Genomic DNA, 24,938 nt, shown 5'->3' on the forward strand with positions numbered 1-24,938 from the left:
TATCGCTGATGTCTTCACATAAAACCTTAGCTCTCGCCCTGTGCCTGGCCATCACTGGCTGCGCCCAGAACCCCCAGAAAGGCGCTGCGGACAGTGGCCACGGCTGGTGGCCGTTCGGCTCGGACAAGGTGGTTGACCAGGAAGTGAAGGAAGCGGTGCAGGAGAAGGTTGCCCGGTCCGAGGCCAAGGCCGAAGCCAAGTCCGAGGGCGGCAACTGGTGGTGGCCGTTCGGCGGCAATGATGACAAGCCTGCGGACAAGGTTGCTGCGGTGCCCAAGGTCGACGTCAAGGCCACCCAGGCCTGGCTGGATAATTACGAGCCGAAGGTGCGCGAGGCGATCAAGGACAGCAAGCTGGAACTGGAGCGCCGCGAAGACGTGCTGGTGGTGACCTTGCCGGTGGACAGCGGCTACAACCCGGACCGTCCGGCCATGCTCCTGCCGATCAGCCTCGGCCCGATCACCAAGGTGGCCAAGGTAATCGAAACCGATCCGAAAACCGCTGTGCTGATCCTCGGCCATGCCGACAGCAGTGGTGCTGCTGCCACCAACCAGAAACTCAGCCTGGAGCGCGCCGCATCGGTGTCGGCGATCTTCCGTCTCAGTGGCCTGCAGCGTGACCGCCTGACCCTGCGCGGGATGGGCTCGGTCGCTCCGCGTGCGGCCAACGACAGCCTCCAGGGCCGCTCCCTGAACCGCCGCGTGGAAATGATCCTGACCCCGCAAGAGACGCTGGTCGCCCTGGTGGCCAAATATAAGCAACCGACCCCAAGCCCGGCCGAGCTGGTCGCGGTGCAGGACGTCAAGCCGGCCGCCGCTGCCGCCAAGCCTGCTGCAAAACCGGCGGCCAAGGCTGCCGCGAAAGCCCCGGCCAAGGCCACCACGGCGAAGAAAACCGCCGCGGCCACTAAAAAAGCGGCTCCAGCCAAAGCGGCTGCGAAAAAAGCCGAGCCTGCCGCCAAGAAGGTGGCAGTCAACAACAGCCCTGCGAAGACCAACTGATCCTCAAGGAACGCTGTAGATGACCCAGACACTGGCTGATATGCGCCGTGACTACACCCGTGACGGCCTGGCCGAGGCGCAAGCACCGGCCGAGCCGTTCGCCCTGTTCCACCAGTGGTTCGCCGACGCGGTGAAAACCGAGCAGGCGCCGGTGGAAGCCAACGCCATGACCCTGGCCACCGTCGATGCCGACGGTCGGCCGCATTGCCGTGTTCTGCTGCTCAAGGGCCTGGACGAGCACGGTTTCACCTTCTTCACCAACTACGAGAGCGCCAAGGGCCAGCATCTGCTGGCCAACCCGTTCGCCGCCATGACCTTTTTCTGGCCGGCGCTGGAGCGTCAGGTGCGTATCGAAGGACGGGTGGTGAAGGTGTCGGCGCAGGAGTCCGACGCGTATTTCCAGGTACGCCCGCTGGGCAGTCGCCTGGGCGCCTGGGCCTCGCCGCAGAGCCGGGTGATCGCCGACCGTGGCGAGCTTGAAGCCTTGCTCAAGGCTACCGAGCAGCGCTTCAGCGATACCCAGCCGCACTGCCCGGAGCATTGGGGTGGTTACCGGCTGCTGCCGGAGCGCATCGAGTTCTGGCAGGGACGCCCCAGCCGTCTGCATGACCGCCTGAATTACCGCCTGGAGCAGGGCAACTGGCTGCGTGAGCGCCTGGCTCCTTAACCGGCGTAGTTGGCGGCCTCGCGTTCCAGCCAGGCCGCCAGTTCCTTTCGCTTGACCTTTTGCGCTCTTGCGGCATCCAACCTTTGCAGCATGAATGTGCGCTTGTCTTCGTCCTTGCCGGCGAAGGACAGCGCCAGGTCACGATCGGTCCATCGTCTGATCCGCACATAGAGCCAGCCGTGGAAATACAGGCCGGCCAGGGTGGTGATGGCGATGATGAAGTAATCCATGTCTATTCTTCCTGCAGGTTTCTGACGGTTCAGACCGAATGCCCCTGTACCGGAGCTGAATGAAAGCAATTTTATCCATCGCACGTCGTGACAGTCGTCAACACGCGCAGTCTAATGGGCACCTGTCTTAAGGAGTGATTCCTATGCGTAAATCTGTACTGCTGGTCGCATCGTTCACCACGATGTCGCTGTTGCTGGGCGGTTGTGCCTCGAACCTGTCCGGTGATTCCTATTCCCGTGACGAGGCGCGCCGCGTGCAGACCGTGCGCATGGGCACCATCGAATCCCTGCGCCCGGTCAAGATCGAAGGCACCAAGACGCCAATCGGCGGTGGTGCAGGTGCGGTGGTCGGCGGGGTTGCCGGTAGCGCCATCGGTGGCGGCCGCGGCAGTATCGTCGCCGCTGTGATCGGTGCGGTTGCCGGTGGTTTGGCCGGCTCTGCCGCCGAAGAAGGCCTGACCCGTACCCAGGGCGTGGAAATCACCGTGCGCGAAGACGACGGCAGCATGCGTGCCTATGTGCAGCAGGTTCAGGAAAACGAGATTTTCCGGGTCGGCGAGCGCGTGCGCATCATGACCGTAAACGGCACCAGCCGCGTCAGTCACTAAGGCTTGCGGCAAAAGAAAACCCCGGTCGGCTTGAGCCGCTCGGGGTTTTTTTACGCCTCTCGATCGTCAGCTGGTTGGCTGTTTCGGACTGGAGAGGGCAGTGATGGTGTAGCCGATGATGGCCGCAAGGATCGAACCGGTGAGGATACCCATGCGGTCCATGCCCACGTACTCGCTGGCGCCGGGGACGAAGGCCAGGGAGCCGACGAACAGGCTCATGGTGAAGCCGATGCCACAGAGGATCGCCACGCCGAGGACCTGCCCCCAGTTGGCCCCGGCCGGCAGCGCGGCCAGGCCCAGCTTGATGGCGATCCAGGTCAGGCCGAACACGCCGATGGTCTTGCCCGCCAGCAGGCCCACGGCAATGCCCATGGGCACGGCGTGGGTGAAGTTTTCAAGAGTCACCCCGGCGAGGGACACGCCGGCGTTGGCGAAGGCGAACAAGGGCAGGATGCCGAAAGCCACCCATGGGTGCAGGGCGTGTTCCAAGGTGAGCAGGGGCGAGGTTTCGGCATTGCGCGTGCGCAACGGGATGCACAGCGCCAGGGTGACGCCCGCCAGGGTTGCATGCACGCCACTCTTGAGTACGCAGACCCAGAGGACAAGGCCGATCACCAGGTACGGACCTAGCTTGACCACGCCGAGGCGGTTCATCGCGATCAGTGCGGCGATGCAGGCGGCTGCCAGCATCAGCGAGAGGGTCGACAGGGCACCGGAATAGAACAGGGCGATGATGATGATCGCGCCGAGGTCGTCGATGATCGCCAGGGTCATCAGGAACAGCTTCAGCGACACCGGCACGCGCTTGCCGAGCAGCGCCAGCACGCCGAGGGCGAAGGCGATGTCGGTGGCGGTGGGGATGGCCCAGCCGGCGATCGCGGAGGGGTTGTCGCGGTTCATGAACCAGTAGATCAGCGCCGGCACCAGCATGCCGCCAAGGGCTGCCGCGCCGGGCAGGACCACCTGGGACGGCTTGGACAGATGTCCCTCGACCAGCTCGCGCTTGACCTCTAGGCCGATGAGCAGGAAGAACAGCGCCATCAGGCCGTCGTTGATCCATAGCAGCAGCGGCTTGGCGATGCTCAGGGCACCCACCTGCACGGCCACCGGTACCTCCAGCAGGCCGTTGTAGAGCCAGGACAGCGGCGAGTTGTTGACGATAAGGGCCAGCACCGCAGCGGCGATCAGCAACAGGCCGCTGGCGGCTTCGAGCTGGAAGAACCGGGTGAATGTGCTACGTAGAGGCAAGGTCGCTCCTCCATCGAATGACAAAAAGGTCGAACACCCTAACCCGTTGTGATATTCATTAAAATAAAAATTATATTCTTTTTTGTTATAAGCTGTTTCAGTGTTTTCATGGCTATCGGGCTTTTCTGGCAAGGATGTAGGAAGTTGCCTAAATGGACGGTAGTCGTTTCTACAGCCATTTGCCCCTGACGCATGAGAACCGCCCCATGAATCATCACCGCACCTGGGTCCGTGAAGCCATTCGCATCATCGATGCCGATTTCCAGCGTAGTGCCGATACCCATCTGATTCCCCTGTCCATGCCGGGCTTTCCGGATATCGACCTGTACTTCAAGGACGAGTCCAGCCACCCCACCGGCAGCCTCAAGCACCGGTTGGCCCGTTCGTTGTTTCTCTATGCCTTGTGCAATGGCTGGTTGCGCCCCGGAGCGCCGGTGATCGAGGCGTCCAGCGGTTCGACGGCCATTTCCGAAGCGTATTTCGCCCGGCTGCTGGGCTTGCCTTTCATTGCGGTCATGCCGGCCACCACATCGCGGGAAAAGATCGCGCAGATCGAGTTCTATGGTGGCCAGCCGCACCTGGTCCAGGACCCGACGCAGATCTACGCCGAGTCCGAGCGTCTGGCCCGGGAAAGCGGCGGCCACTTCATGGATCAGTTCACCTACGCCGAGCGTGCCACCGACTGGCGCGCCAACAACAATATCGCCGAGTCGATCTTCAGCCAGATGCACTTCGAGCGGCATGCCGAACCGGCCTGGCTGATTTCCAGCCCGGGTACCGGCGGGACCACGGCGACCCTGGGCCGCTACGTGCGCTACCGCCGACACGCGACGCGGGTGCTATGCGCCGACGCCGAGCGCTCGGTGTTCTTCGATTGCTATCGCAGTGGCGATCGTTCGCTGCGCCTGGACTGCGGTTCGCGCATCGAGGGCATTGGTCGGCCGCGGGTCGAGGCCTCGTTCCTGCCGGCGGTGATCGATGCGATGGTCAAGGTGCCGGATGCACTGTCGCTGGCGGCCATGCACTACCTGGCGCAGCGTCTGGGACGGCGTGTCGGCGGTTCGAGCGGGACCAACCTGGTCGGGGCTTTGCAGGCGGCGCTGCATATGCAATCGGCGGGCGAGTCGGGATCGATCGTGGCGATCCTGTGCGATAGCGGGGAGCGCTACGCGACGACTTATTACGATGAGCAATGGCTGGGGCAGCAGGGGTATGTGTTGGAACCGTTGATTGCGGCGGTGGCGGGGTGTGTGGAGCGTGGAGAGGGGTTGCCGGAGTCGGTACTGCGCGAAGGGATCTGATCATTTGTGTTGTTGCTGATGGCCTCAACGCCGGCTCCCACAGGTTCGGTGTGCGCCGCGAACCTTGTGGGAGCCGGCGTTGCCGGCGATGAGGCCCGAGAGCCTTACTCGGTCAGCCCGAGCATACTGCGGGCCACGGCTTCGGCAATCCGGATGCCATCGACACCCGCCGACAGAATGCCCCCGGCATACCCGGCCCCTTCACCCGCCGGGAACAACCCCTTCAGGTTCAGGCTCTGCAGGGTCTCGTCCCGGGTGATCCGCAGCGGCGACGAGGTCCGGGTCTCGATGCCGGTCAGGATTGCGTCCGCCAGGTTGTAGCCCTTGATCTGCCGGTCGAAGGCCGGGATCGCCTCGCGCAGGGCTTCGATGGCGAAGTCCGGCAGGCTCGGCGCCAGGTCGCCGAGGTTGATGCCCGGCTTGTACGAGGGCTCTACGCTGCCCAGGGCCGTGGACGGACGACCTGCCACGAAATCACCCACCAGTTGAGCCGGCGCGTGGTAGTTGCTGCCACCCAGTTCATAGGCGCGCTCTTCCAGGCGCTCCTGCAGCTCGATCCCGGCCAGCGGGCCACCCGGATAATCCTGCTCCGGAGTGATGCCGACGACGATGCCCGAGTTGGCGTTGCGCTCGTTGCGCGAGTACTGGCTCATGCCGTTGGTCACGACACGGCCCGGCTCGCTGGTGGCGGCGACCACGGTCCCGCCCGGGCACATGCAGAAGCTGTAGACCGAACGGCCGTTTTTCGCGTGGTGCACCAGCTTGTAGTCGGCGGCGCCGAGTTTCGGGTGGCCGGCGTACTTGCCCAGGCGCGCCTTGTCGATCAGCGATTGCGGGTGCTCGATGCGGAAACCGATGGAGAACGGCTTGGCTTCCATGAACACGCCACGGCCGTGCAGCATGCGGAAGGTGTCGCGGGCGCTGTGGCCAAGGGCCAGGACGACATGGCGCGAATGCAGCTGTTCGCCGGTATGCAGGACCACGCCATGGAGCTGGCCGTCTTCCATCAGCAGGTCGGTGACCTTGTGCTCGAAGCGCACTTCGCCACCGAGTGCGATGATCTCCTCGCGGATGTTCTCGACCATGCCGGTCAGGCGGAAGGTACCGATATGCGGCTTGCTGACGTAGAGGATTTCCTCGGGGGCGCCGGCCTTGACGAACTCGTGCAGGACCTTGCGGCCATAGTGCTTCGGGTCCTTGATCTGGCTGTACAGCTTGCCGTCGGAGAAGGTCCCGGCGCCGCCTTCGCCGAACTGCACGTTGGACTCGGGGTTGAGCACGCTCTTGCGCCACAGGCCCCAGGTGTCCTTGGTCCGCTGACGGACTTCCTTGCCGCGCTCCAGCACGATCGGGCGCAGGCCGGCCTGGGCCAGGATCAGGCCGGCGAAGATGCCGCAAGGGCCGAAACCGACCACGATGGGCCGTTCGGCCAGGCCGCCCTCGGGCGCCACGCCCACCGGCTTGTAGCTCACGTCAGGGGCGATGCCGACGTTGTGGTCGTCGGCGAACCGCGCGAGAACCGCGGCTTCGTCACGCAGGCTCAGATCGATGGCGTAGATGAACAGCAGTTCGGTGTTCTTCTTCCGCGCGTCGTAGCTGCGCTTGAAGATAGTGAAGTCGAGCAGCTCGGCGTCGTCGATGCCCAGGCGTTGCACGATGGCCTCGCGCAGGGCTTCGTCGGGATGATCCAGCGGCAGCTTCAGTTCGGTGATTCGTAGCATGACAGGGTCCAGTATCCCGGCCATGGAAGGGCCGGCGGCTTTACACAAACGCGAGAGTATAAAGCTTTCGCCGGCCTGGCAGGCAGTCTGAATGCGCGCCGGCGGTCAGTCGTTGCGCGACCCGCCGAAGTAACCGCAGCCCTGGAGGGTCTGGCCGTCCAGGCGCAATTGCGCGGTCAGGTGGCTGACACCGCCGGTGGCGCTGTCGACGCAACGTTGCGGAGCGAGCCACAGCTCGACCTTTTGCCCGTTGGCTTCGCTGCTGACGCTGATACCGCCGCCGGGCATCTGCTCTTCCAGATAGGGCAGGGCCAGTGGTGGCTGGTCCGGACGGTTGAGGACCATGCCCTGGCCGCTGACATTGAGGTTCCAGAATGGCTCGTGGCCGGCGGCGCGCAGGGTCAGGCGCTTGAAATTGGGGTCGCTGCAGGCGCTGGCCGAGTGATCGAGCCGGTACAACTGGTGCACGTTGAACTGGCCGTCGGCGCCTTCGCTTTTACTGGAGGAAAGGGTGCCGCGCAGGTCGGCGAAAAGTACGCCCGGAGTGGCGGCGAGGGTCGCGGCTTCCTGGAGCAGGCCGGTATTGCCGGCGTCCTGGACGACGAAGCGGCGGCTTTCGGTGCAGGGTTTGAACAGCAACTGGCCATTGGCGGCACTGAGCTCGCCTTGCAGGCGGGTCATGCCGGCGGTGGAGACGCTGGTTTCCGGCTGGTCGGCGAGCAACTGGCAACCGGCGAACAGCGGCAGCAGCGCGGCGACGAACAGCGAGGGGGCGATACGCATCGAGGAAAACTCCGGGATCTCTGCCTGAAAAGTTTCCAACGGTATGCAGGGTGAGGGGGGATTACAAGTGAAGTTGTGTCAGGGAAATGTGTATTGCAGGTGAGGGCCTTATCGCTGGCAAGCCAGCTCCCACAGGGATCGTGTGGGAGCCGGCGTTGCCGGCGATGAGGCCCGGGAGATCAACCCCCCAGGTAAGCGTCGCGCACTTTAGGATCGGTCAACAGCGCTTCCCCGGTCCCTTGCATCACCACATGCCCGTTCTCCAGCACATAGGCGCGGTCGGCGATCTTCAGCGCCTGGTTGGCGTTCTGCTCCACCAGGAACACGGTCACGCCATCACGGCGCAACTGTTCGATGATGTCGAAGATCTGTTGGATGATGATCGGCGCCAGGCCCAGCGATGGCTCGTCGAGCAGCAGCAGCTTGGGCTTGCTCATCAGCGCCCGGCCGATGGCGAGCATCTGCTGTTCGCCGCCGGACATGGTGCCGCCACGCTGGCTGTAGCGTTCCTTCAGGCGCGGGAACAGGTGCAGGACCTTGTCCAGTTGCTCCTGGTAGTCGCCCTTGTCGGTGAAGAAGCCGCCCATGGCCAGGTTTTCCTCGACGGTCAGGCGCGAGAACACGCGGCGGCCTTCCGGAACCACGGCGATGCTCTTGCGCATGATGTGCGACGACGGCTGGCCGACCAGTTCCTCGCCCAGGTAGCGGATGCTGCCGCTATGGGCTTGCGGCGAACCGCACAGGGTCATCAGCAGGGTGGACTTGCCGGCACCGTTGGCGCCGATCAGGGTGACGATCTCGCCCTGGTTGATTTCCACGTTGACCGAGTGCAGCGCCTGGATCTTGCCGTAGAAGGTGGAAACGTTTTCGAACTGCAGCATTTACGCTTCCCCCAGGTAGGCTTTGATCACGTCAGGGTTGTCGCGGATCTGTTCCGGCGTGCCATCGGCCAGGGGCGTGCCCTGGTTGATCACGACGATGTGGTCGGAAATGCTCATGACCAGCTTCATGTCATGCTCGATCAGCAGCACGGTGACGTTGTGCGATTCGCGCAGGTACGCGATCAGCGCCTTGAGGTCCTCGGTTTCCTTGGGGTTGAGGCCGGCGGCCGGCTCGTCGAGCATGATGATCCGTGGCTGGGTCATCATGCAGCGGGCGATTTCCAGGCGGCGCTGCTGGCCGTAGGCCAGGGTTCCGGCGGTACGGTTGGCGAACTCGGTCAGGTTGACCTTGTCCAGCCAGTACTGCGCACGCTCCATCGCTTCCTTCTCGCTGCGACGGAAAGCCGGGGTCTTGAACAGACCGGCGAAGAAGTTGGTGTTGAGGTGGCGGTGCTGGGCGATCAGCAGGTTCTCCAGCGCAGTCATTTCCTTGAACAGGCGTACGTTCTGGAAGGTCCGCACTACGCCCTTGCGGGCGATCTGGTGACCGGCCAGGCCCTGGATCGGCTGGCCATCGAGGAGGATGGTGCCGCCGCTGGGCTTGTAGAAACCGGTCAGGCAGTTGAACACTGTGGTCTTGCCGGCGCCGTTCGGGCCGATCAGGGCGACCACCTGTTTTTCCTTGACGGTCAGGCCGACGCCGTTGACCGCCAACAAGCCGCCGAAGCGCATGCTCAGGCCGCTGACTTTCAGAATTTCGCGGCTCATCGACGCAGCTCCATATGTGGACGTTGCATAGGCAGCAGGCCCTGCGGACGCCAGATCATCATCAATACCATCAGGGCGCCGAACATCAGCATGCGGTATTCGCTGAAGTCACGCATAAGCTCCGGCAGCAGGATCATCACGATGGCCGCGAGGATCACGCCCAACTGCGAGCCCATACCGCCGAGCACGACGATGGCGAGGATGATCGCCGATTCGATGAAGGTGAAGGATTCCGGTGTCACCAGGCCCTGGCGCGCGGCGAAGAAGCTGCCGGCGAACCCGGCGAAGCAGGCACCCAGGGTGAACGCCGAGAGCTTGATCACGGTCGGGTTCAGGCCCAGTGCGCGGCAAGCGATCTCGTCTTCGCGCAGCGCTTCCCAGGCACGCCCGATCGGCATGCGCAGCAAGCGGTTGATGACGAACAGCGCCAGCAGGGCGAGGAGCAGGGCCACCAGGTAAAGGAAGATCACCTTGTTGATCGAGTTGTATTCCAGCCCGAAGAACTCATGGAAGGTCTGCATGCCCTCGGCAGCCTTGCGCTCGAAGGTCAGGCCGAAGAAGGTCGGCTTCTCGATGTTGCTGATGCCGTTCGGACCGCCGGTGATATCGGTGAGGTTGCGCAGGAACAGCCGAATGATCTCACCGAAACCGAGGGTCACGATGGCCAGGTAGTCACCGCGCAGGCGCAGCACCGGGAAGCCCAGCAGGAAGCCGAAGGTGGCCGCCATCAGGCCGGCGATCGGCAGGCAGATCCAGAAGCTCAGGCCGAAGTAGTGCGAGAGCAGCGCGTAGCTGTACGCACCCACGGCGTAGAAGCCGACGTAGCCGAGGTCGAGCAGGCCCGCCAAGCCGACCACGATGTTCAGGCCGAGGCCGAGCAGTACGTAGATCAGGATCAGGGTGGCGATGTCGACCGCGCCGCGCGAGCCGAAGAACGGCCAGACCAGGGCGACCACGATCAGGCCGAGGATGATGTAGCGCTGGGTCTTGGGCAGGGTCAGCCAGTTGCTGACCTTAGGTGGCACCAGCGGGCCGTCCCGACGCGAGCGCATCATTGCGCTCCATTGCTTGTCCAGCAGCACGCGCAGGAACATCAGCACCGAACACAGGGCGATCACGCCGAGGGTGAACGGACCCTGGCCGTGCACTTCCAGGTTGATGCCGACGATGCTGAGTTTCAGGCCGAGCACCGGGAAGGCCACGGCCCAGACCAGCAGGGCGCTGAAGAACGCCGATTTGAGGTTTCTGTTCATACTTTCTCAACCTCCGGACGGCCGAGGATGCCGGTCGGACGGAACAACAGGACGAGAACCAGCAGGCCGAACGCCACGACGTCCTTGTACTGGTCGCCGAAGATGTCAGCGCCGAAGGCTTCGGCCACACCCAGCACCAGGCCGCCGAGCATGGCGCCCGGAATGCTGCCGATGCCACCGAGGACTGCCGCGGTGAAGGCCTTCAGGCCCACCAGGAAGCCGGCGTTGGGGTTGATCACGCCGTACTGCATGCTCAGCAGCACTGCGGCCACGGCTGCCAGGGCGGCACCGATGACGAAGGTCAGGGCGATGATATTGTTGGTGTTGATCCCCAGCAGGTTGGCCATCTTGATGTCTTCGGCGCAGGCCCGGCAGGCCCGGCCCAGACGCGAGCGGGAGATGAACAGGGTAAGGCCGGTCATGGCGATCAGGGTGACCACGAAGACCAGGATCTGCATGTAGGACACCAGGACTTCTTCCGCACCGCCCGGGCCGAAGGAAATGCTCCCCGGGATCAGGTTGGGAATGGATTTGTCCTTGGAGTCCTGGGAAAGCAGTACGGTGTTCTGCAGGAAAATCGACATGCCAATGGCGGAAATCAGCGGGATCAGGCGGTTGCTGTTGCGCAACGGCCGGTAGGCGACCCGTTCGATACTGTAGCCGTAGGCACTGGTAACGACGATCGTCGCGATGAACGCGGCGGTCATCAGCAGCGGCAGCGAATGGATGCCCATCATGGCCAGTCCGGCAAGGACGATGAAGGCCACGTAGGAACCAATCATGTACACCTCGCCGTGGGCGAAGTTGATCATTCCAATGATGCCGTAAACCATTGTGTAGCCAATGGCTATCAAGGCATAGGTGCTGCCAATGGTCAGGCCATTAACCAGCTGTTGGAAAAAGTGATAGATCTCAGGCATTACAGCGCTCCTAAAAACCTGAATATGCATTTCGCTGGCGGGGCTTGCCCGGCATGGCCTTGTGGTCTGGAGCCACTTCGGCCGATGCGTTGCCAGGGAACCGCTGGTGACGGTTTTAAGATTTTCAGGTGAACCCGATCCCGGATCGCGGGAAGCGGGCCCATGAACCTCGTAAAACAAAGCCCACTGCTCGCACAGTGGGCTTTTCGGTCAAGTATCAGACGGTGTTACTGAGGGGAAACTTCGGTTTTCGGTTTGCCGAAATGCCATTCGTAGACCACGAACTTGAAGTCCTTCAGGTCGCCTTTTTCGTCGTAGGACAGTTCACCGGTCGGGGTCTTGAAGGTGCCGGCGTGGATGGCTGCGGCCACCTTGTCGGTATCTTCGCTACCGGCTTTCTTGATGCCCTGGGCGATCAGCTCGACAGCCGAGTAGGCCGGGAACACGAACGGACCGCTAGGGTCCTTGCCGTCGGCCTTGATGGCTTCGACGATCTTCTTGTTCTCGGGATCGGCATCGAAGGACTTCGGCAGGGTCACCAGCAGGCCTTCGGACGCGTCCTGGGCGATCTGCGAGATGGAGTCGTTGCCGACGCCTTCCGGACCCATGAACTTGGCGTTCAGGCCTTTTTCCTTGGCCTGGCGCAGGATCAGGCCGAGCTCCGGGTGGTAGCCGCCGTAGTAGACGAAGTCGACGTTGTTCTGCTTGAGCTTCTGGATGATCGAGGAGAAGTCCTTGTCACCGGCGTTCAGGCCTTCGAAGACGGCAACCTTGGTGCCTTTCTTCTCGAGGGTCGATTTGACCGCGGTGGCGATGCCTTCACCGTACTGCTGCTTGTCGTGCAGTACCGCGACGACCTTGGGCTTGACGTGATCGGCGATGTAGTTGCCGGCGGCCGGGCCCTGGGCGCTGTCCAGGCCGATGGTGCGGAAGATCAGCTTGTAGCCGCGGGAGGTGATTTCCGGGCTGGTGGCAGCCGGGGTGATCATGATCACGCCTTCGTCTTCGTAGATGTCGGACGCTGGCTGGGTGGAGCTGGAGCAGAGATGGCCGATGACGAACTTGACGCCGTCGTTGACCACCTTGTTGGCGACTGCCACGGCCTGTTTCGGGTCGCAGGCGTCGTCGTATTCCTTGGCTTCGAGCATCTTGCCGTCGACACCGCCAGCGGCGTTGATGTCCTTGATGGCTTGCTTGGCACCGATGAACTGCATGTCACCGTATTGCGTCACCGGACCGGTCTTCGGGCCGGCGATGCCGATCTTGATGGTATCGGCGGCGAAGGAATGGCTGGCAACGCCGGCCAGGACCATCGCGGCGAACAGCTTGGAAACTTTACTCATAGTGCTCCACTCATTCTGTTGTAATTTTTATCGTCCTTGCGCCATGGCAGAGGACCCGACGGACCCGGTACGGCTACGCCGTATCGCAGCCCGCATTCCGGTTTCATCCCCGGTGAATGCCCTGGCAACTGTACCGGTACAGTGTAGAGCGCCGCTTCATCGCTTGAAAAGCAGGCCCGCCGAGGCAAAAACAAGGGGTGTCGCCTGATCGACATAAAGATACAAAAAAGCGTCTTCTTGCTGTCCGGAAGTTCCGGAAACGTTTGGCTTTGCTGGACCTGTCGACCAATTACTTATTTGAAACTGGGTTTTTCTGCAAAAATACCGGCCTTTCGAATGACCTGAATACTTTTTGGTGAAACCCATGACTGATGAACCAAGCACCCTCTATGCCAAACTGCTCGGCGAGACGGCGGTAATCGAGTGGAAAGCCCTGGAGCGTTTTTGGGCAAAGGGTGACCTGATTTGGGTCGACCCTTCCCTTGACCTGATCGAAGTCGCACAGGCGATGGCCGAGAACCGCAGCGAAACCTTTGCACAGTGGCGTGATGCTGGCACTGTCGGCCCGGTCAGCTCCGAGCAGGCCCTCGACCTGCAGAGCCGCGATCCAGAGATCTGGGCGGTGGTGGTGCAGCCGTTCATCGTGATTCAGGTTCGGCCGTCGGCCTGAGGCGGCGCCAATCGGGTGCGTAAAAACGCACAACGAGTCCATTTTGGTGCGCGAGGTCGATCAAGTGGGGTGACGGTTGGTAACAGTGCCTGATGAACCACTTGGGGGCGGTAACAGTTCCCGAGCCCTGAAAACGACGCGGACCCTGTAGGAGCTGGCTTGCCAGCGATAGCTATGGTGAATTCACTAAAGCCATCGCTGGCAAGCCAGCTCCCACAGAGTCCGCGTCGCGCTTTTTTAGTAGTCGACTTTGCCAGTATGACTATTGAGCGAAATGACCTTGGTCTTGCCAATCCGGTGGCGATAAATTTCGCGCAAGTATTTGATGGCCTTTTTCACGCACTCCCGCGACAAGCGAATATCGTTGATGGAAACGAACTTGTTCTTGTCGTTGATGAGTTCGCGGTACTTCTTCTCGTACATCGGTTTGATCGCGTACCAGTTGGTGTCGAGGATCTTCGCCGGGTTCTCGAATTCGCTGAGCAATTCGTCGATGCGCTCTTCCTCGAATTCTTCCCGGGTAATGAATTCAAGAATCGCGTTGTCCAGGGTGTCGTCGAAGCGATAGGGCATCCTGGCGAAGCAGCGCTTGATGAAGGCCACGATCAAGGTCAGGAAGTCGTCCGACAGGCATGGGCTCTTGGCGATCAGGGTGGTCAGCGACAGGTTGGCCGAGGCACCGATCACCAGCGCATAGCGTTTCAGCGTGGTGTTGGGGAACAGGCTGTTGAGGTGGGTCTTGAGCCGGTTCAGGTCCATGTAGGACAGCTTGTAGTCCTTGGGCAGCGAAACGATGGACACCACCGACGAGCAATTCTTGAAGAAATGCAGGTCGTGCAGTGCCGCGGCGTCGCAGCCGGACTTGCGGTACTGCTCCAGGGCCGCGCGGTAGCGCCTGGACTCGATCGGCAACAGGCTGATGCCCTCGATGGCCTGGGTGTCCTTGTTGAAGTGCGGCAGGTCGATGGAGCGGAAGAACAGGTCGTCGATGTCCAGGCGCGGCGGTTCCTTCTCGAACACCTTGAAACCTTTCTCCGAACTGTTGCCCGGGGTTTCCGGGACTACCGACTCGGCGTAGGCGATCGCCACCGGGCCGGCCAGGCTCATGAACAGGTCGTTGGCATCCAGGCGGATGGTCTCGCCGATATCGATGCCGGCGCGCCGGAAGTAGTTCTGGTCGTAGTCGGTGGTGACCGCCTGGGCCGTGAGGATGTTGAAGATCTGCTGGGAGATGTACTGGTTGGCGTGCTTCTCCATGGCGTTGACGTCGATATTCTGGATGTTGCCGTCGTCGCTTTCTTCGGCGTAGCGCATGATGTCGTTGGAAATCAGCATCATCGCGTTCCACGGGCGAATCCGCCCCATCACGCTGGCTTCGCTGCTGTCTTCGTTGTCGAAGTTGTAGGAGAAGTCCCATTCCTCTGACAGGTATTTGCACAGAAGCCTGCCGGCGTTGATGTGTAGCGCTTCTGACATTTCACTGCGGTGATCGGAAATGTTCGGCAGTACGCAGATGCCACTGGTGAAGATCGGTTCGAAGACGAACGAATGCCCGGCCTCGCCGTCCTGTTCGTCGGCCGGCTTGGTGTCGAAGGTCTTGTTCATGTACGAGAATTGCTGGGCCAGGCCGAATTCCGAGGCCATGCCCGAGCCGGTACCGCCGCCAGCGCTGAAGATATAGAAGTACAGCCGCGACTGGTTGGCCTTGATCCCGCAGGAATCGATCAGGTACGAGTGGATCAGTTTCCAGTCGGCGCTGGAGAACCGGTGGGTTTCCTTGTTGAGGATGATCTTCGCCAGGTACTGGCCAAGGATCGGCGCGTTACCGGCACCACCGGCATGGACCTCGGACAGGTCCATGATCTTCATCTTGCTGTAGTCGCGCAGGAAGCCGCTTTTCTCGCCCTTGCGCGAGAAACGGATGCGCCCGGCGATGTCCTTGTCCAGGTCGCCGAGCATGACCAGCGGTTCCACCAGGAATACCGGCTTGGCGCTCTTGGCCTGGACCAGGCGCAGGTTGTTGCGGATCCAGCGCGCCGGGTTGTAGGACGGATCGTTGCCGACCCGGTCGTCGCTCTTGAATTCGTTGAGGTAGAACGTCCGTGCGTTGTACACCAGCTCGGCGACATCCAGGGCAATGTTCGAACCGCAGCGACCGAGGCCGATCAGGCATACCGAGGGGAACTGCTGGTCGAGGCGCAGCTGGGCGTCATCCTCGACATGCAGGCTTGGCGGAAACACCAGGTCGCGCAGGCCGTCGAGGTTATCGAGGATGCGCTGGGTGTCGGGTTCGGTGAAATACAGGTATTGCTGCGGGCTCAGGGTTGGCTGGCTGTAGTAGCTGCGCGCGCCATTGGCGGTGGGCGCAGTGGCTGAAAGCAGCTCGGAAATCACGTTGGCAGGAGTATTCTTGGAGGTCATTTTGCGCCATGTGCCTGGGGGGAAGGCTTTTCAGCAGTCGATATCATTGAGCCATCCCTGGAAAGTTTCGCGACTGTATCAGTGCGTCTCCGGCGTAAGCGATCAGGTTTTACCCTATGAATGCTAGGGGTTTTCCTGTCGCGCCTTTTTCTGAATCGTCCGATCCGTCAACTTCTTTAACTGTCTGGAGCTGTAGATGAGCAATTCATTGCCTTTGTCCCTGGGTTTTGCCGGTATCGGCCTGATGGGGTTGCCCATGTGTCGCCGCTTGCTGGCGGCGGGCCACAAGCTGACGGTATGGAACCGTTCGCCGGACAAATGCGCGCCCCTGGTGGCTGCCGGCGCACGTCAGGTGCAGGCGCCCGGCGAACTCTGCGAGGCTGCCGACGTGGTGATGCTGTGCCTGGCCGACACTGCGGTGGTGCGCGAGGTGGTGTTCGGCCCGGATGGCATTGCCGGCAAGGCCCGGCCCGGGCAATTGCTGGTGGACTTCTCCAGCCTGGAACCTTCCGCCACCCGGGAAATGGCCGCGCAACTCAAGGCCGCGACCGGCATGGGCTGGCTCGATACCCCGGTGTCCGGTGGTACGCCTGGCGCGCAAGCCGGCACCCTGGCGATCATGGTGGGAGGCGACGCGAGCGATCTTGAGCGGGTACGTCCGGCACTCCTGTCACTGGGCCAGCGGGTTACCCATATGGGGGGCGTGGGCGCGGGCCAGGTCACCAAGGCCTGCAACCAGATGATCGTCGCCTGCAATGCATTGGTGATCGCCGAAGTGGTGGCCCTGGCGGAAAAGTCGGGAGTGGACGCCGGCCTGATCGCCGACGCCCTGGCCGGCGGTTTCGCTGATTCCAAACCTTTGCAGATCCTCGCCCCGCAAATGGCCGAAAGCCGCTTCGAGCCGGTGAAATGGCATGTGCGGACGTTGCTCAAGGATCTCGACAGCGCCGTGAAGTTTTCCCGCGAACAGGGTGTGGCGACGCCGGTCAGCGGCCTGGCTGCGCAGTTGATGCGCTTGCATGGCAGTCAGGGCTATCTGGAAAAAGATCCGGCGACGCTGATCGATCTGTATCGCAGCACGCCGTAAGGCGCTCTTCGCGATGGTTGAGGCTGTCGAGCACCGCGTGCAGGTTCTCCAGCGGTACCGGCCGGCTCAACAGGTAACCCTGGATGGCGTCGCAGCCCAGGCGCCGCAGGAAGCTGTATTGTTCCTCGGTTTCCACGCCCTCGGTGATTACCTTCAGGTGCAGGGTGTGGGCCATCACCATGATCGCCTGGACGATATTGTTGTCTGCCCGGGAATGCGGCACGTCCTGGATGAACGAGCGGTCGATCTTCAGGGTATCCAGGGGCAGGCGCTTGAGATAGGCCAGGGACGAATAGCCGGTGCCGAAGTCATCGATCGACAGTGACACGCCCTGCTGGCGGATACGCCGCAGCAACTCGATGGTGCTGTGGATATTGGCCATCAGGGCGTTTTCCGTGACTTCCAGCTCAAGGCGCCAGGCCGGCAGGCCGGCGTTGTGCAGCGCGTCTTCGACTTCCCTGGCCAGCTCGTCACGGCCCAGGGTCAGGGCCGAGCAGTTCACTGTCACCTTCAATTCGTCGAAGCCGTGCTGGCTCAGTTGGGCCAGGTCCTGGCAGGCGCGACGCAGCACCCAGAGATCGAGGTCGGCGATCAGCCCGTTGGTTTCGGCGATGCCGATAAAGCGGTCGGGGCTGAGCAGGCCGTGTTGCGGGTGCTGCCAGCGGATCAACGCCTCGAGCTTGCTGACCTTGCCGCTGGCCAACTCGTAGATCGGCTGGTAGTGCAAGCGCAGGCCATGGTCTTCCTGCAAGGCGATGCGCAATTCTTCTTCCAGTTGCAGTTCCAGGGTGGCGCGGGTCTTGAGGTTGTCGCTGAAGAAATTCGCCTTGTTGCGCCCGCCGCCCTTGGACTGGTAGAGCGCCAGGTCGGCGTGCTTGAGCAGTTCATCGCAGGTGTTGCCATCGGTGGGGTAAAGGCTGATGCCGATACTGGTGGTCATGACCATGCGTCGCCCCGCCAGGTCGATGGGCTCGCGGACCTTGTTCAGGATGCGCTGGGCCAGGCCGCGCGCCTCTTCGGGGCTGTTCAGGCTGAAAAGAATGCAGAACTCGTCGCCGCCAAGGCGGGCGACTACGTCCTGGGTCCGGGTGGCGGCGCTGATCAAATGGGCGATGGCCTTGAGCAACTGGTCGCCGGCGTCATGTCCGAGGCTGTCGTTGATGCGCTTGAAGTGATCGATATCGAGGAACATCACTCCGAGCATGCCACCCTGCTGGGTGCGCTCGGCCAGGCGCTCGGCGAAGATCTGGTTGAAGCCGCGGCGGTTGACCAGGTTGGTCAGGGCATCGTAGTGCGCTGCCTGTTGCAGCGAAACCCGGGCCTGGTCGAGCTGGCTGAGCAGGGTGTTGACCCGGCGCAGGTCCTGTTCCTTGCTTTGCAGCTTCTTGTCCGAGAGCGCGGCGCTGATGCAACTGCCGCTGATCAGCAGGGTGATCACGGCGATGGTCAGGCTCAGTTGCAAGCTGTTGTCGGTGACCACGATCTGGGGCGCGGCCCCGTCGGGAAGCACCAGGGTCAATGCGTGCATGCCGGCGTAGTGGGTGGCGATGATGCCGGCCGCCATGATCAGCGCGGCGCTGTACTTGAACAGTTGCGGGCGCGCTACGTTTCCCTGGCGCAGGTGACGGGCCATCATCATCGACAGCAGCGCGGCGAGCAGCCCCACTACCACCGAGCCCAGCACCAGGGTCGGATCGTAGAGTTGCACGGCCCGGGAACGCATGGCCGCCATGCCGGTGTAATGCATGATCGCCACCCCCGAGGCGATGCACAGCGCGGCCAGGGTGTAGTGGCGGTTGCTCGGTTGGCTCTGGCCGAGGAAGCTCATGGCGCCGAGGGCAGCGAACAGCATGATCAGCAGCGACACGCTGGTGAGGAACATGTCGTAATGGACTTCCAGCGAAGTCTCGAAGGCCAGCATGCCGATGTAGTGCATGGCCCACACACTGCAGGCCAGGCAGCAGGCGCCCAGCAGTTTCCAGCGTCGTCGGGCGCTGGCCTGTTCGGCGTCGCCGATGCGTTCGATGATGTCGAGGGTGGCGAAGCTGCCGGCGCACATCACCAGGTAGGCGAGGAGGATCAGCCAAGGGTCGTGTCGCGCCGCCAGAGCAAAATGCCCCGCCGGATGCTCGGCGAGCATGATATGCAGCCATTCCATTAGCGCGCCTCTCAGTTCAGCCGAGTTTGCACTCGTCCCCAAACCGCCTGGAGACTCTTTTGGTTTTGAGTATGGTGCGCTATCCGCTTGGATGGCAGATTGATTTCACTGAAGCGATGGGTGTTTTTATCGCGACGGGTTATAACGGTGCAAATGGTTACAATTACCTGCCATCAATCTCGTGGATGATCGCAGACAGACCGGGAATGGCCCTCTAGATTTTGTCCGGCGTGCGGTACGCGCCGACAACAATAAAGAGGGATCGACCGATGCACAGCCCCACTCAAGCGGCGAATGCCTGGCGCATTCTGTTCCTGCTGTTCCTGGCCAACCTGTTCAATTTCTTCGACCGCACCATTCCCGCGATCGTGATCGAGCCGATCCGCCTGGAGTGGCATCTCAGCGACATGCAGATCGGCCTGATCGGCACGGCCTTCACCCTGGTCTATGCGATTGCCGGCCTGCCCCTGGGACGCCTGGCCGACACCGGTTCGCGCAGCAAGGTGATGGGCTGGGGCCTGACCGTATGGAGCGGGCTGACGGCAGTCAATGGCATGGTCGGCAGCTTCTGGAGCTTCCTGTTGGTGCGCATGGGCGTCGGGATCGGCGAGGCCAGCTATGCGCCGGCGGCCAATTCGCTGATCGGTGACCTGTTCCCGGCCGAACGACGCGCCCGGGCCATGGGCATCTTCATGCTCGGTCTGCCGCTGGGGCTGTTGCTGGCGTTCTTCACCATCGGCGCGATGGTCCAGTATTTCGGCAGTTGGCGTGCGCCGTTCTTCATCGCGGCGGTGCCAGGGCTGCTGCTGGCGGTGTTCATGTTCATGATCCGCGAGCCGGCACGCGGCGCGGCGGAAGCGGTGGCATCCTCCCAGGCTCCGCTGGACCGGCCGTTGCGCCGGGTGCTGAGCATCCCGACCTTCGGCTGGCTGGTGCTCGCGGGCCTGGCCTACAACTTCGCCACCTACGCCTGCAACTCGTTCATGGTGCCGATGCTGCAACGCTACTTTTCCCTGTCATTGCAGAACGCGGCGGTGGCGACCGGGGTGATAGTCGGCGTGACCGGCCTGGTCGGACTGACCCTGGGCGGGTGGGTCGCGGACAAGATCCATCAGCGCCTGCCGGGCGGGCGCCTGCTGTTCGGGGCCTTCAGCATGCTGGTGGCGACCGTCGGGACCGGAACGGCGCTGTATCTGGGACGGGTGGAGATCGGCGTGTTCATTGCCCTGTTCGGTATTGGCTGGCTGTTTGCCTATAACTTCTACACCTGCGTCTACACCGCGATCCAGGATGTGGTGCAGCCGCGCCTGCGAGCGACGGCGATGGCGTTGTTCTTTGCCGGCTTGTACCTGTTGGGTGGGGGGCTTGGGCCACTGGTGGTCGGGACCCTGTCGGATCATTACGCCCAGGTGGCGATGCTGGAAGCGGGTGCGGTCGACATGACCGAGGCATTCAAGGCGGTGGGCCTGCATAACGCCATGGGGCTGATTCCGTTTGCCCTGGCGGCGACCCTGGTATTCCTGCTGTTCGCGACGCGCACCTTTGCCCGGGATGCGCAGAAGATGAAGGACGGGATGGTGGAGGAGGGGGCTGCGCAGGCGGGCAAGGCCGCCGAGGCTCTTTAAGCCGGGTGTCAGTGCCGGCCTCATCGCCGGCAACGCCGGCTCCCACAAGGTTCAGCGGTGCACGCTATACCTGTGGGAGCTGGCGTTGCCAGCGATGAGGCCGTCCCGGACACAGACTCAGCCAGCGACCAGCACCCGAATCGCCTCGAGCCGCAGAGCGGCCTTTTCCAGCATCGCCAAGCCATCCTCGCGCAGCTTGCGCAGCGCTACGATCTCGCTGTCTCGCACCGTCGGGTTCACCGCTTGCAGGGCCGTCAGGCGTGCCAGCTCCTCATCGGTTTCCGCCGCCAGGCGGCGTTGCGCCTCGGCCACGCGTTCGTTGTGACGCGGCAGGACCTTGGCTTCGCCGGCGTTGATCCTTGGCGCCAGCACGTCACGCTGGGCCTGGATGAACTTGTTGGCGCTGGCCTTGGGCACGCTTTCCAACTGGTCGGTGATGGTCTCGAAGGACACCCGTGGCGCCAGGTCGTTGCCATTGGCGTCCAGCAGGCAGCGCAGCGCTGCCGGCGGCAGGTAGCGGCCCAGTTGCAGCGAGCGCGGCGCGACCACTTCGCTGACGTAGAGCAGTTCCAGCAGTACGGTGCCCGGCTTGAGCGCCTTGTTCTTGATCAGCGCGACGGCCGTGTTGCCCATCGAGCCGCTCAGCACCAGGTCCATGCCGCCTTGTACCATCGGATGCTCCCAGGTCAGGAACTGCATGTCCTCGCGGGACATGGCCTGGTCGCGGTCATAGGTGATGGTCACGCCTTCGTCGTCGCCCAGCGGGAAGCTGGCATCGAGCATCTTCTCGCTCGGCTTGAGGATCAAGGCGTTGTCCGAGTGGTCCTCGCTGTCGATGCCGAAGGCGTCGAACAGGGTTTCCATATAGATCGGCAGGGCGAACTGATCGTCCTGTTCGAGGATTGCCTCCACCAGCGCCTGGCCTTCGCCAGCACCGCCGGAATTGAGTTCCAGCAGACGGTCGCGACCGCTGTGCAGCTCGGCTTCGAGACGCTCGCGCTCGCCACGTGCCTCGGCGATCAGCGCTTCCCACTGGCTTTCATCGGTGTCTTCCAGCAGCGGCAGCAGGCGCGGGCCGAACTGGTGCTGCAGGGCGTTGCCGGTCGGGCAGGTGGCGAGGAAGGCGTTGAGAGCCTGGTGGTACCACTGGAACAGGCGCTCCTGCGGGCTGTTCTGCAGGTGCGGTACGTGCAGCTCGATGGTGTGCTTCTGGCCGATCCGGTCGAGACGACCGATGCGCTGTTCCAGCAGGTCGGGGTGGGCCGGCAGGTCGAACAGCACCAGATGATGGGCGAACTGGAAGTTGCGTCCTTCACTGCCGATTTCCGAGCAGATCAGCACCTGGGCGCCGAATTCCTCGTCGGCGAAGTAGGCGGCGGCGCGGTCGCGCTCGAGGATGCTCATGCCTTCGTGGAACACCGTGGCCGGGATGCCGGAGCGCACGCGCAGGGCGTCTTCCAGGTCCATGGCGGTTTCGGCGTGGGCACAGATCACCAGGACCTTGACCCGCTTGAGCATCTTCAGGGTATCGATCAGCCAGTCGACCCGCGGGTCGAAGCGCCACCAGCGGTTTTCTTCGTCGCCATCGCCCTGGGCCTGGAAGCTGACTTCCGGGTACAGGTCGGCGTGCTCGCCCACCGGCAGTTCCATGTACTGGTCCGGGCAGGGCAGGGGATAGGCGTGCAACTGGCGCTGCGGGAAGCCCTGGACGGCGGCACGGGTGTTGCGGAACAGCACGCGGCCGGTGCCGTGGCGGTCCAGCAGTTCGCGGATCAGGCGCGCGCTGGCCTGGCTGTCGCCGTCGTTGACGGCAGCCAGCAAGGCTTCGCCTTCGGCACCCAGGAAGCCCTGGATGGTGGCATGGGCCTTCGGCGACAGCCGGCCGTTGTCGAGCAGTTCCTGGACGGCTTCGGCCACCGGGCGATAGTGCTCGCTCTCGGCACGGAAGGCGGCCAGGTCGTGGAAGCGGTTCGGATCGAGCAGGCGCAGGCGGGCGAAATGGCTGTCCTGGCCGAGCTGCTCCGGGGTGGCGGTGAGCAGCAGGACGCCGGGGATGACTTCGGCGAGCTGCTCGACCAGCGCGTATTCAGGGCTGACCTGGTCCTCGTGCCAGACCAGGTGGTGCGCTTCGTCGACCACCAGCAGATCCCAGCCGGCGGCGAACAGGGCGTCCTGGGCCTTTTCGTCCTCGGTCAGCCACTCCAGGGCTACCAGGGCCAGTTGGGCGTCTTCGAACGGGTTGCTGGCGTCGCTTTCGATGAAACGCTCGGCATCGAACAGCGCGACCTGCAGGTTGAAGCGCCGGCGCATTTCCACCAGCCATTGGTGCTGGAGGTTTTCCGGGACCAGGATAAGCACGCGGCTGGCGCGACCGGAGAGCAACTGGCGATGGATCACCAGGCCGGCTTCGATGGTCTTGCCCAGGCCTACTTCGTCGGCCAGCAGAACCCGTGGGGCGATGCGGTCGGCCACTTCACGGGCGATATGCAATTGGTGCGCGATCGGCTGGGCGCGCACGCCGCCGAGGCCCCACAGCGACGACTGCAACTGGCGGCTGGTGTGCTCCAGGGTGTTGTAGCGCAGCGAGAACCATGGCAGCGGGTCGATCTGCCCGGCGAACAGACGGTCGCTGGCCAGACGGAACTGGATGAAGTTGGAGAGCTGGGTTTCCGGCAGGATACGCGCCTGGTTCTGCGCGTCGAGGCCGTGATAGACCAGCAGGCCGCCGTCGGTCGTCTCGACTTCGCGTACGGTCAGTTTCCAGCCTTCGAAATGGGTGATCTGGTCACCGGGAGAAAAGCGCACCCGGGTCAGCGGGGCATTGCGCAGGGAGTACTGGCGGGTATCGCCAGTGGCCGGGTAGAGCACGGTCAACAAGCGGCCATCCTGTGCCAGAACGGTACCCAGACCCAGCTCGGCTTCGCTGTCGCTGATCCAGCGTTGTCCCGGTTGATACTGCTGCGCCATACTGCCTGACTCCCGCCATGAAAAAGCTGGCTATCTTAACGGATAGCGGCCTTTCAAACCAAAGATTCCGGCCACACGGCAACGCGTCCCGTTCGTCGATTGCCCGGTGGGGCCTGCAACATCGACCGGGGAAGCCGGTCCTAGGCTCAAGCATAGAGATATCGAGCCGATAGAACGGGTGACAGGAGACCGAATCCCATGCTGCCACCACTGATCCCGCTGAGCGCTGCTCCCATTACGCAGCAGATGGACCCGGTCAAGCCGACCCCGGACATCAAGCCCGTGGTGCCGACCCAGCCGGCTTCCAGCGAGGGCGCGATCGACCTCAAGCACCGCGACCCGGAGCAGGCTGCGCTCCTGCTGCGCGAAGAGCAGCGCCGTCGCCAGGGCCAGCACGGCGGGCAACATCCTGGTGAGGAGCAGGGCGATGATCCCTACTTGCCGACGCCTGGCGATGACCTCAACGCCGACAATACCGTGCCGGTCGCTCCCTTGATGGGCGGCGAGAACCGCCAGGGGCTGCTGGTGGACATCGAAGTCTGAGCCGGGTCTTTGCAGTATCGGCGCGAGCCTTCATGATGAGTGCTCCGCTGTCCGCCTTCCGAGCCCGACCATGAGCCAAGACGACAACCTGATCGATTTCGGCGCCGAGCGCGCCCGCCGCATCCATGACCTCAATGACAAGCGCCTGAACGAAGTGCGCAAGGCCTTCGAGCAGGCCATGCCGATCGGTACCGCGAAGAAGTCGAAGAAAAAGCCCAAGGGCAAACCCGGCAAACGCTGAAAATCTTGATGCAGGTCAAGCCTGCACCCCCCTCCGGCGCCCGCCCCGGGCGCCATTGACCTCGGTCAATTTTCCCTCCCGGCACATTCGCTACTGTTCACCCATCGGACAGGCACAGGCAAATGGAGGCCGACATGTTCTTCGATAATGTGGTTGTCGCTGGCGTCGTCACGGTCGGATTGATGTTTGTTTTCTTCGCCGGTTTCGGACTTTTCATCTGGAAGGACTCGCAGAAGCGCAAAGACCGCTGATCCTTCCCGATACAACGAGCACGCAAGGCATTTAGGGCGACTTCGGTCGCCCATTTTTTTTGCCTGTTATTTTTCCAGTAGTACGCTTTATCTCTGGGATGACACGGAACCCTGTGGGAGCTGGCTTGCCAGCGATTACTTTGGTGAATTCACCATCGCAATCGCTGCGGTTCGGCGGTCCGACAAGCCAGCTCCCACAGGGTTTTTTGTTGCCCTAGGAAAAGGTGCTGGACTAATGATAGTTAGCTAGC

22 protein-coding genes are annotated in these 24,938 nt (G+C 62.8%); 10 read left to right on the forward strand and 12 right to left on the reverse strand.

Annotated elements, in window-relative coordinates; all coding sequences use genetic code 11:
* Positions 1-8: 8 nt before the first annotated feature.
* Positions 9-1,001, forward strand: coding sequence for an OmpA family protein (locus tag ACPFMA_RS06560; RefSeq protein ID WP_425929881.1), 993 nt, complete (start codon positions 9-11; stop codon positions 999-1,001).
* A gap of 19 nt (positions 1,002-1,020) precedes the next feature.
* The gene (gene pdxH / locus ACPFMA_RS06565) at positions 1,021-1,668 is read left to right on the forward strand and encodes a pyridoxamine 5'-phosphate oxidase (protein ID WP_064303729.1); all 648 of its coding nucleotides are present in this window, start codon (positions 1,021-1,023) and stop codon (positions 1,666-1,668) included.
* Here pdxH and ACPFMA_RS06570 read toward each other — a convergent pair.
* Positions 1,665-1,898, reverse strand: a complete 234-nt coding sequence (locus tag ACPFMA_RS06570; RefSeq protein WP_420059016.1) for a hypothetical protein — start codon at positions 1,896-1,898, stop codon at positions 1,665-1,667. The genes pdxH and ACPFMA_RS06570 overlap by 4 nt on opposite strands.
* Positions 1,899-2,041: 143 nt before the next feature.
* Here ACPFMA_RS06570 and ACPFMA_RS06575 point away from each other — a divergent pair, with 143 nt between their 5' ends.
* Positions 2,042-2,506, forward strand: coding sequence for a glycine zipper 2TM domain-containing protein (locus ACPFMA_RS06575; RefSeq protein WP_009398593.1), 465 nt, complete (start codon positions 2,042-2,044; stop codon positions 2,504-2,506).
* Positions 2,507-2,572: 66 nt separating this feature from the next.
* Here the strand turns inward: ACPFMA_RS06575 and nhaA are convergent, their stop codons facing one another.
* Positions 2,573-3,754, reverse strand: coding sequence for a Na+/H+ antiporter NhaA (nhaA, locus tag ACPFMA_RS06580; RefSeq protein WP_425929882.1), 1,182 nt, complete (start codon positions 3,752-3,754; stop codon positions 2,573-2,575).
* 206 nt (positions 3,755-3,960) lie between these two features.
* Here nhaA and ACPFMA_RS06585 point away from each other — a divergent pair, with 206 nt between their 5' ends.
* Positions 3,961-5,055, forward strand: coding sequence for a PLP-dependent cysteine synthase family protein (locus tag ACPFMA_RS06585; protein ID WP_420059018.1), 1,095 nt, complete (start codon positions 3,961-3,963; stop codon positions 5,053-5,055).
* 104 nt (positions 5,056-5,159) lie between these two features.
* Here ACPFMA_RS06585 and ACPFMA_RS06590 read toward each other — a convergent pair whose 3' ends face one another.
* From ACPFMA_RS06590 to ACPFMA_RS06620, 7 genes are all read right to left on the reverse strand, one after another.
* The gene (locus ACPFMA_RS06590; RefSeq protein ID WP_009408374.1) at positions 5,160-6,776 is read right to left on the reverse strand and encodes an NAD(P)/FAD-dependent oxidoreductase; all 1,617 of its coding nucleotides are present in this window, start codon (positions 6,774-6,776) and stop codon (positions 5,160-5,162) included.
* Positions 6,777-6,881: 105 nt separating this feature from the next.
* The gene (locus ACPFMA_RS06595) at positions 6,882-7,559 is read right to left on the reverse strand and encodes a COG3650 family protein (protein ID WP_420059020.1); all 678 of its coding nucleotides are present in this window, start codon (positions 7,557-7,559) and stop codon (positions 6,882-6,884) included.
* Positions 7,560-7,738: 179 nt separating this feature from the next.
* Positions 7,739-8,440, reverse strand: a complete 702-nt coding sequence (locus ACPFMA_RS06600; protein WP_009408370.1) for an ABC transporter ATP-binding protein — start codon at positions 8,438-8,440, stop codon at positions 7,739-7,741.
* Positions 8,441-9,208: a high-affinity branched-chain amino acid ABC transporter ATP-binding protein LivG gene (livG, locus tag ACPFMA_RS06605; RefSeq protein ID WP_009408368.1), complete on the reverse strand. Its 768-nt coding sequence runs from the start codon at positions 9,206-9,208 to the stop codon at positions 8,441-8,443. It lies immediately after the preceding gene.
* Positions 9,205-10,461 (reverse strand): high-affinity branched-chain amino acid ABC transporter permease LivM, encoded by a 1,257-nt coding sequence (locus ACPFMA_RS06610; RefSeq protein WP_009408366.1) that lies wholly within the window; start codon positions 10,459-10,461, stop codon positions 9,205-9,207. The genes livG and ACPFMA_RS06610 overlap by 4 nt, the downstream gene beginning before the upstream one ends.
* Entirely contained in the window at positions 10,458-11,381 is a 924-nt protein-coding gene (gene livH / locus ACPFMA_RS06615; RefSeq protein ID WP_009408365.1) for a high-affinity branched-chain amino acid ABC transporter permease LivH, read from the reverse strand. Before livH ends, ACPFMA_RS06610 begins: the two co-directional genes overlap by 4 nt.
* A gap of 227 nt (positions 11,382-11,608) precedes the next feature.
* Positions 11,609-12,724, reverse strand: a complete 1,116-nt coding sequence (locus tag ACPFMA_RS06620) for a branched-chain amino acid ABC transporter substrate-binding protein (RefSeq protein ID WP_009408364.1) — start codon at positions 12,722-12,724, stop codon at positions 11,609-11,611.
* Positions 12,725-13,088: 364 nt separating this feature from the next.
* Between ACPFMA_RS06620 and ACPFMA_RS06625 the strand changes: the two genes are divergently transcribed.
* Entirely contained in the window at positions 13,089-13,394 is a 306-nt protein-coding gene (locus ACPFMA_RS06625; RefSeq protein WP_009408363.1) for a DUF2288 domain-containing protein, read from the forward strand.
* 237 nt (positions 13,395-13,631) lie between these two features.
* Here ACPFMA_RS06625 and ACPFMA_RS06630 read toward each other — a convergent pair whose 3' ends face one another.
* On the reverse strand, positions 13,632-15,815 hold the full coding sequence (locus tag ACPFMA_RS06630) for a hypothetical protein (RefSeq protein ID WP_064303734.1): 2,184 nt from the start codon (positions 15,813-15,815) through the stop codon (positions 13,632-13,634).
* 196 nt (positions 15,816-16,011) lie between these two features.
* Here ACPFMA_RS06630 and ACPFMA_RS06635 point away from each other — a divergent pair, with 196 nt between their 5' ends.
* The gene (locus ACPFMA_RS06635) at positions 16,012-16,902 is read left to right on the forward strand and encodes an NAD(P)-dependent oxidoreductase (RefSeq protein WP_420059022.1); all 891 of its coding nucleotides are present in this window, start codon (positions 16,012-16,014) and stop codon (positions 16,900-16,902) included.
* Here the strand turns inward: ACPFMA_RS06635 and ACPFMA_RS06640 are convergent.
* Positions 16,802-19,060: a putative bifunctional diguanylate cyclase/phosphodiesterase gene (locus ACPFMA_RS06640; RefSeq protein WP_425929883.1), complete on the reverse strand. Its 2,259-nt coding sequence runs from the start codon at positions 19,058-19,060 to the stop codon at positions 16,802-16,804. The two genes, ACPFMA_RS06635 and ACPFMA_RS06640, sit on opposite strands and share 101 nt — an antisense overlap.
* A gap of 269 nt (positions 19,061-19,329) precedes the next feature.
* Between ACPFMA_RS06640 and ACPFMA_RS06645 the strand changes: the two genes are divergently transcribed.
* Positions 19,330-20,685: a spinster family MFS transporter gene (locus ACPFMA_RS06645; protein ID WP_420059024.1), complete on the forward strand. Its 1,356-nt coding sequence runs from the start codon at positions 19,330-19,332 to the stop codon at positions 20,683-20,685.
* Positions 20,686-20,802: 117 nt separating this feature from the next.
* On the opposite strand, the gene rapA is transcribed toward ACPFMA_RS06645, so the two are convergent.
* Entirely contained in the window at positions 20,803-23,652 is a 2,850-nt protein-coding gene (gene rapA, locus ACPFMA_RS06650; RefSeq protein ID WP_425929884.1) for an RNA polymerase-associated protein RapA, read from the reverse strand.
* A gap of 198 nt (positions 23,653-23,850) precedes the next feature.
* Here rapA and ACPFMA_RS06655 point away from each other — a divergent pair, with 198 nt between their 5' ends.
* The 3 genes from ACPFMA_RS06655 (at position 23,851) to ccoM (ending at position 24,687) form a co-directional block, all read left to right on the forward strand.
* Positions 23,851-24,195: an aspartate-semialdehyde dehydrogenase gene (locus tag ACPFMA_RS06655; protein ID WP_420059026.1), complete on the forward strand. Its 345-nt coding sequence runs from the start codon at positions 23,851-23,853 to the stop codon at positions 24,193-24,195.
* A 70-nt stretch (positions 24,196-24,265) separates the two neighbouring features.
* Positions 24,266-24,436 carry a hypothetical protein gene (locus ACPFMA_RS06660; RefSeq protein ID WP_009408356.1) on the forward strand — a complete coding sequence of 57 codons (171 nt, stop codon included), beginning with the start codon at positions 24,266-24,268 and terminating at the stop codon, positions 24,434-24,436.
* Between the two features lie 134 nt (positions 24,437-24,570).
* The gene (ccoM, locus tag ACPFMA_RS06665) at positions 24,571-24,687 is read left to right on the forward strand and encodes a cytochrome c oxidase subunit CcoM (RefSeq protein WP_042122864.1); all 117 of its coding nucleotides are present in this window, start codon (positions 24,571-24,573) and stop codon (positions 24,685-24,687) included.
* Positions 24,688-24,938 lie beyond the last annotated feature (251 nt).

The organism is Pseudomonas sp. NyZ201 (assembly GCF_049860765.1).
GTDB classification, from domain to species: domain Bacteria; phylum Pseudomonadota; class Gammaproteobacteria; order Pseudomonadales; family Pseudomonadaceae; genus Aquipseudomonas; species Aquipseudomonas bharatica.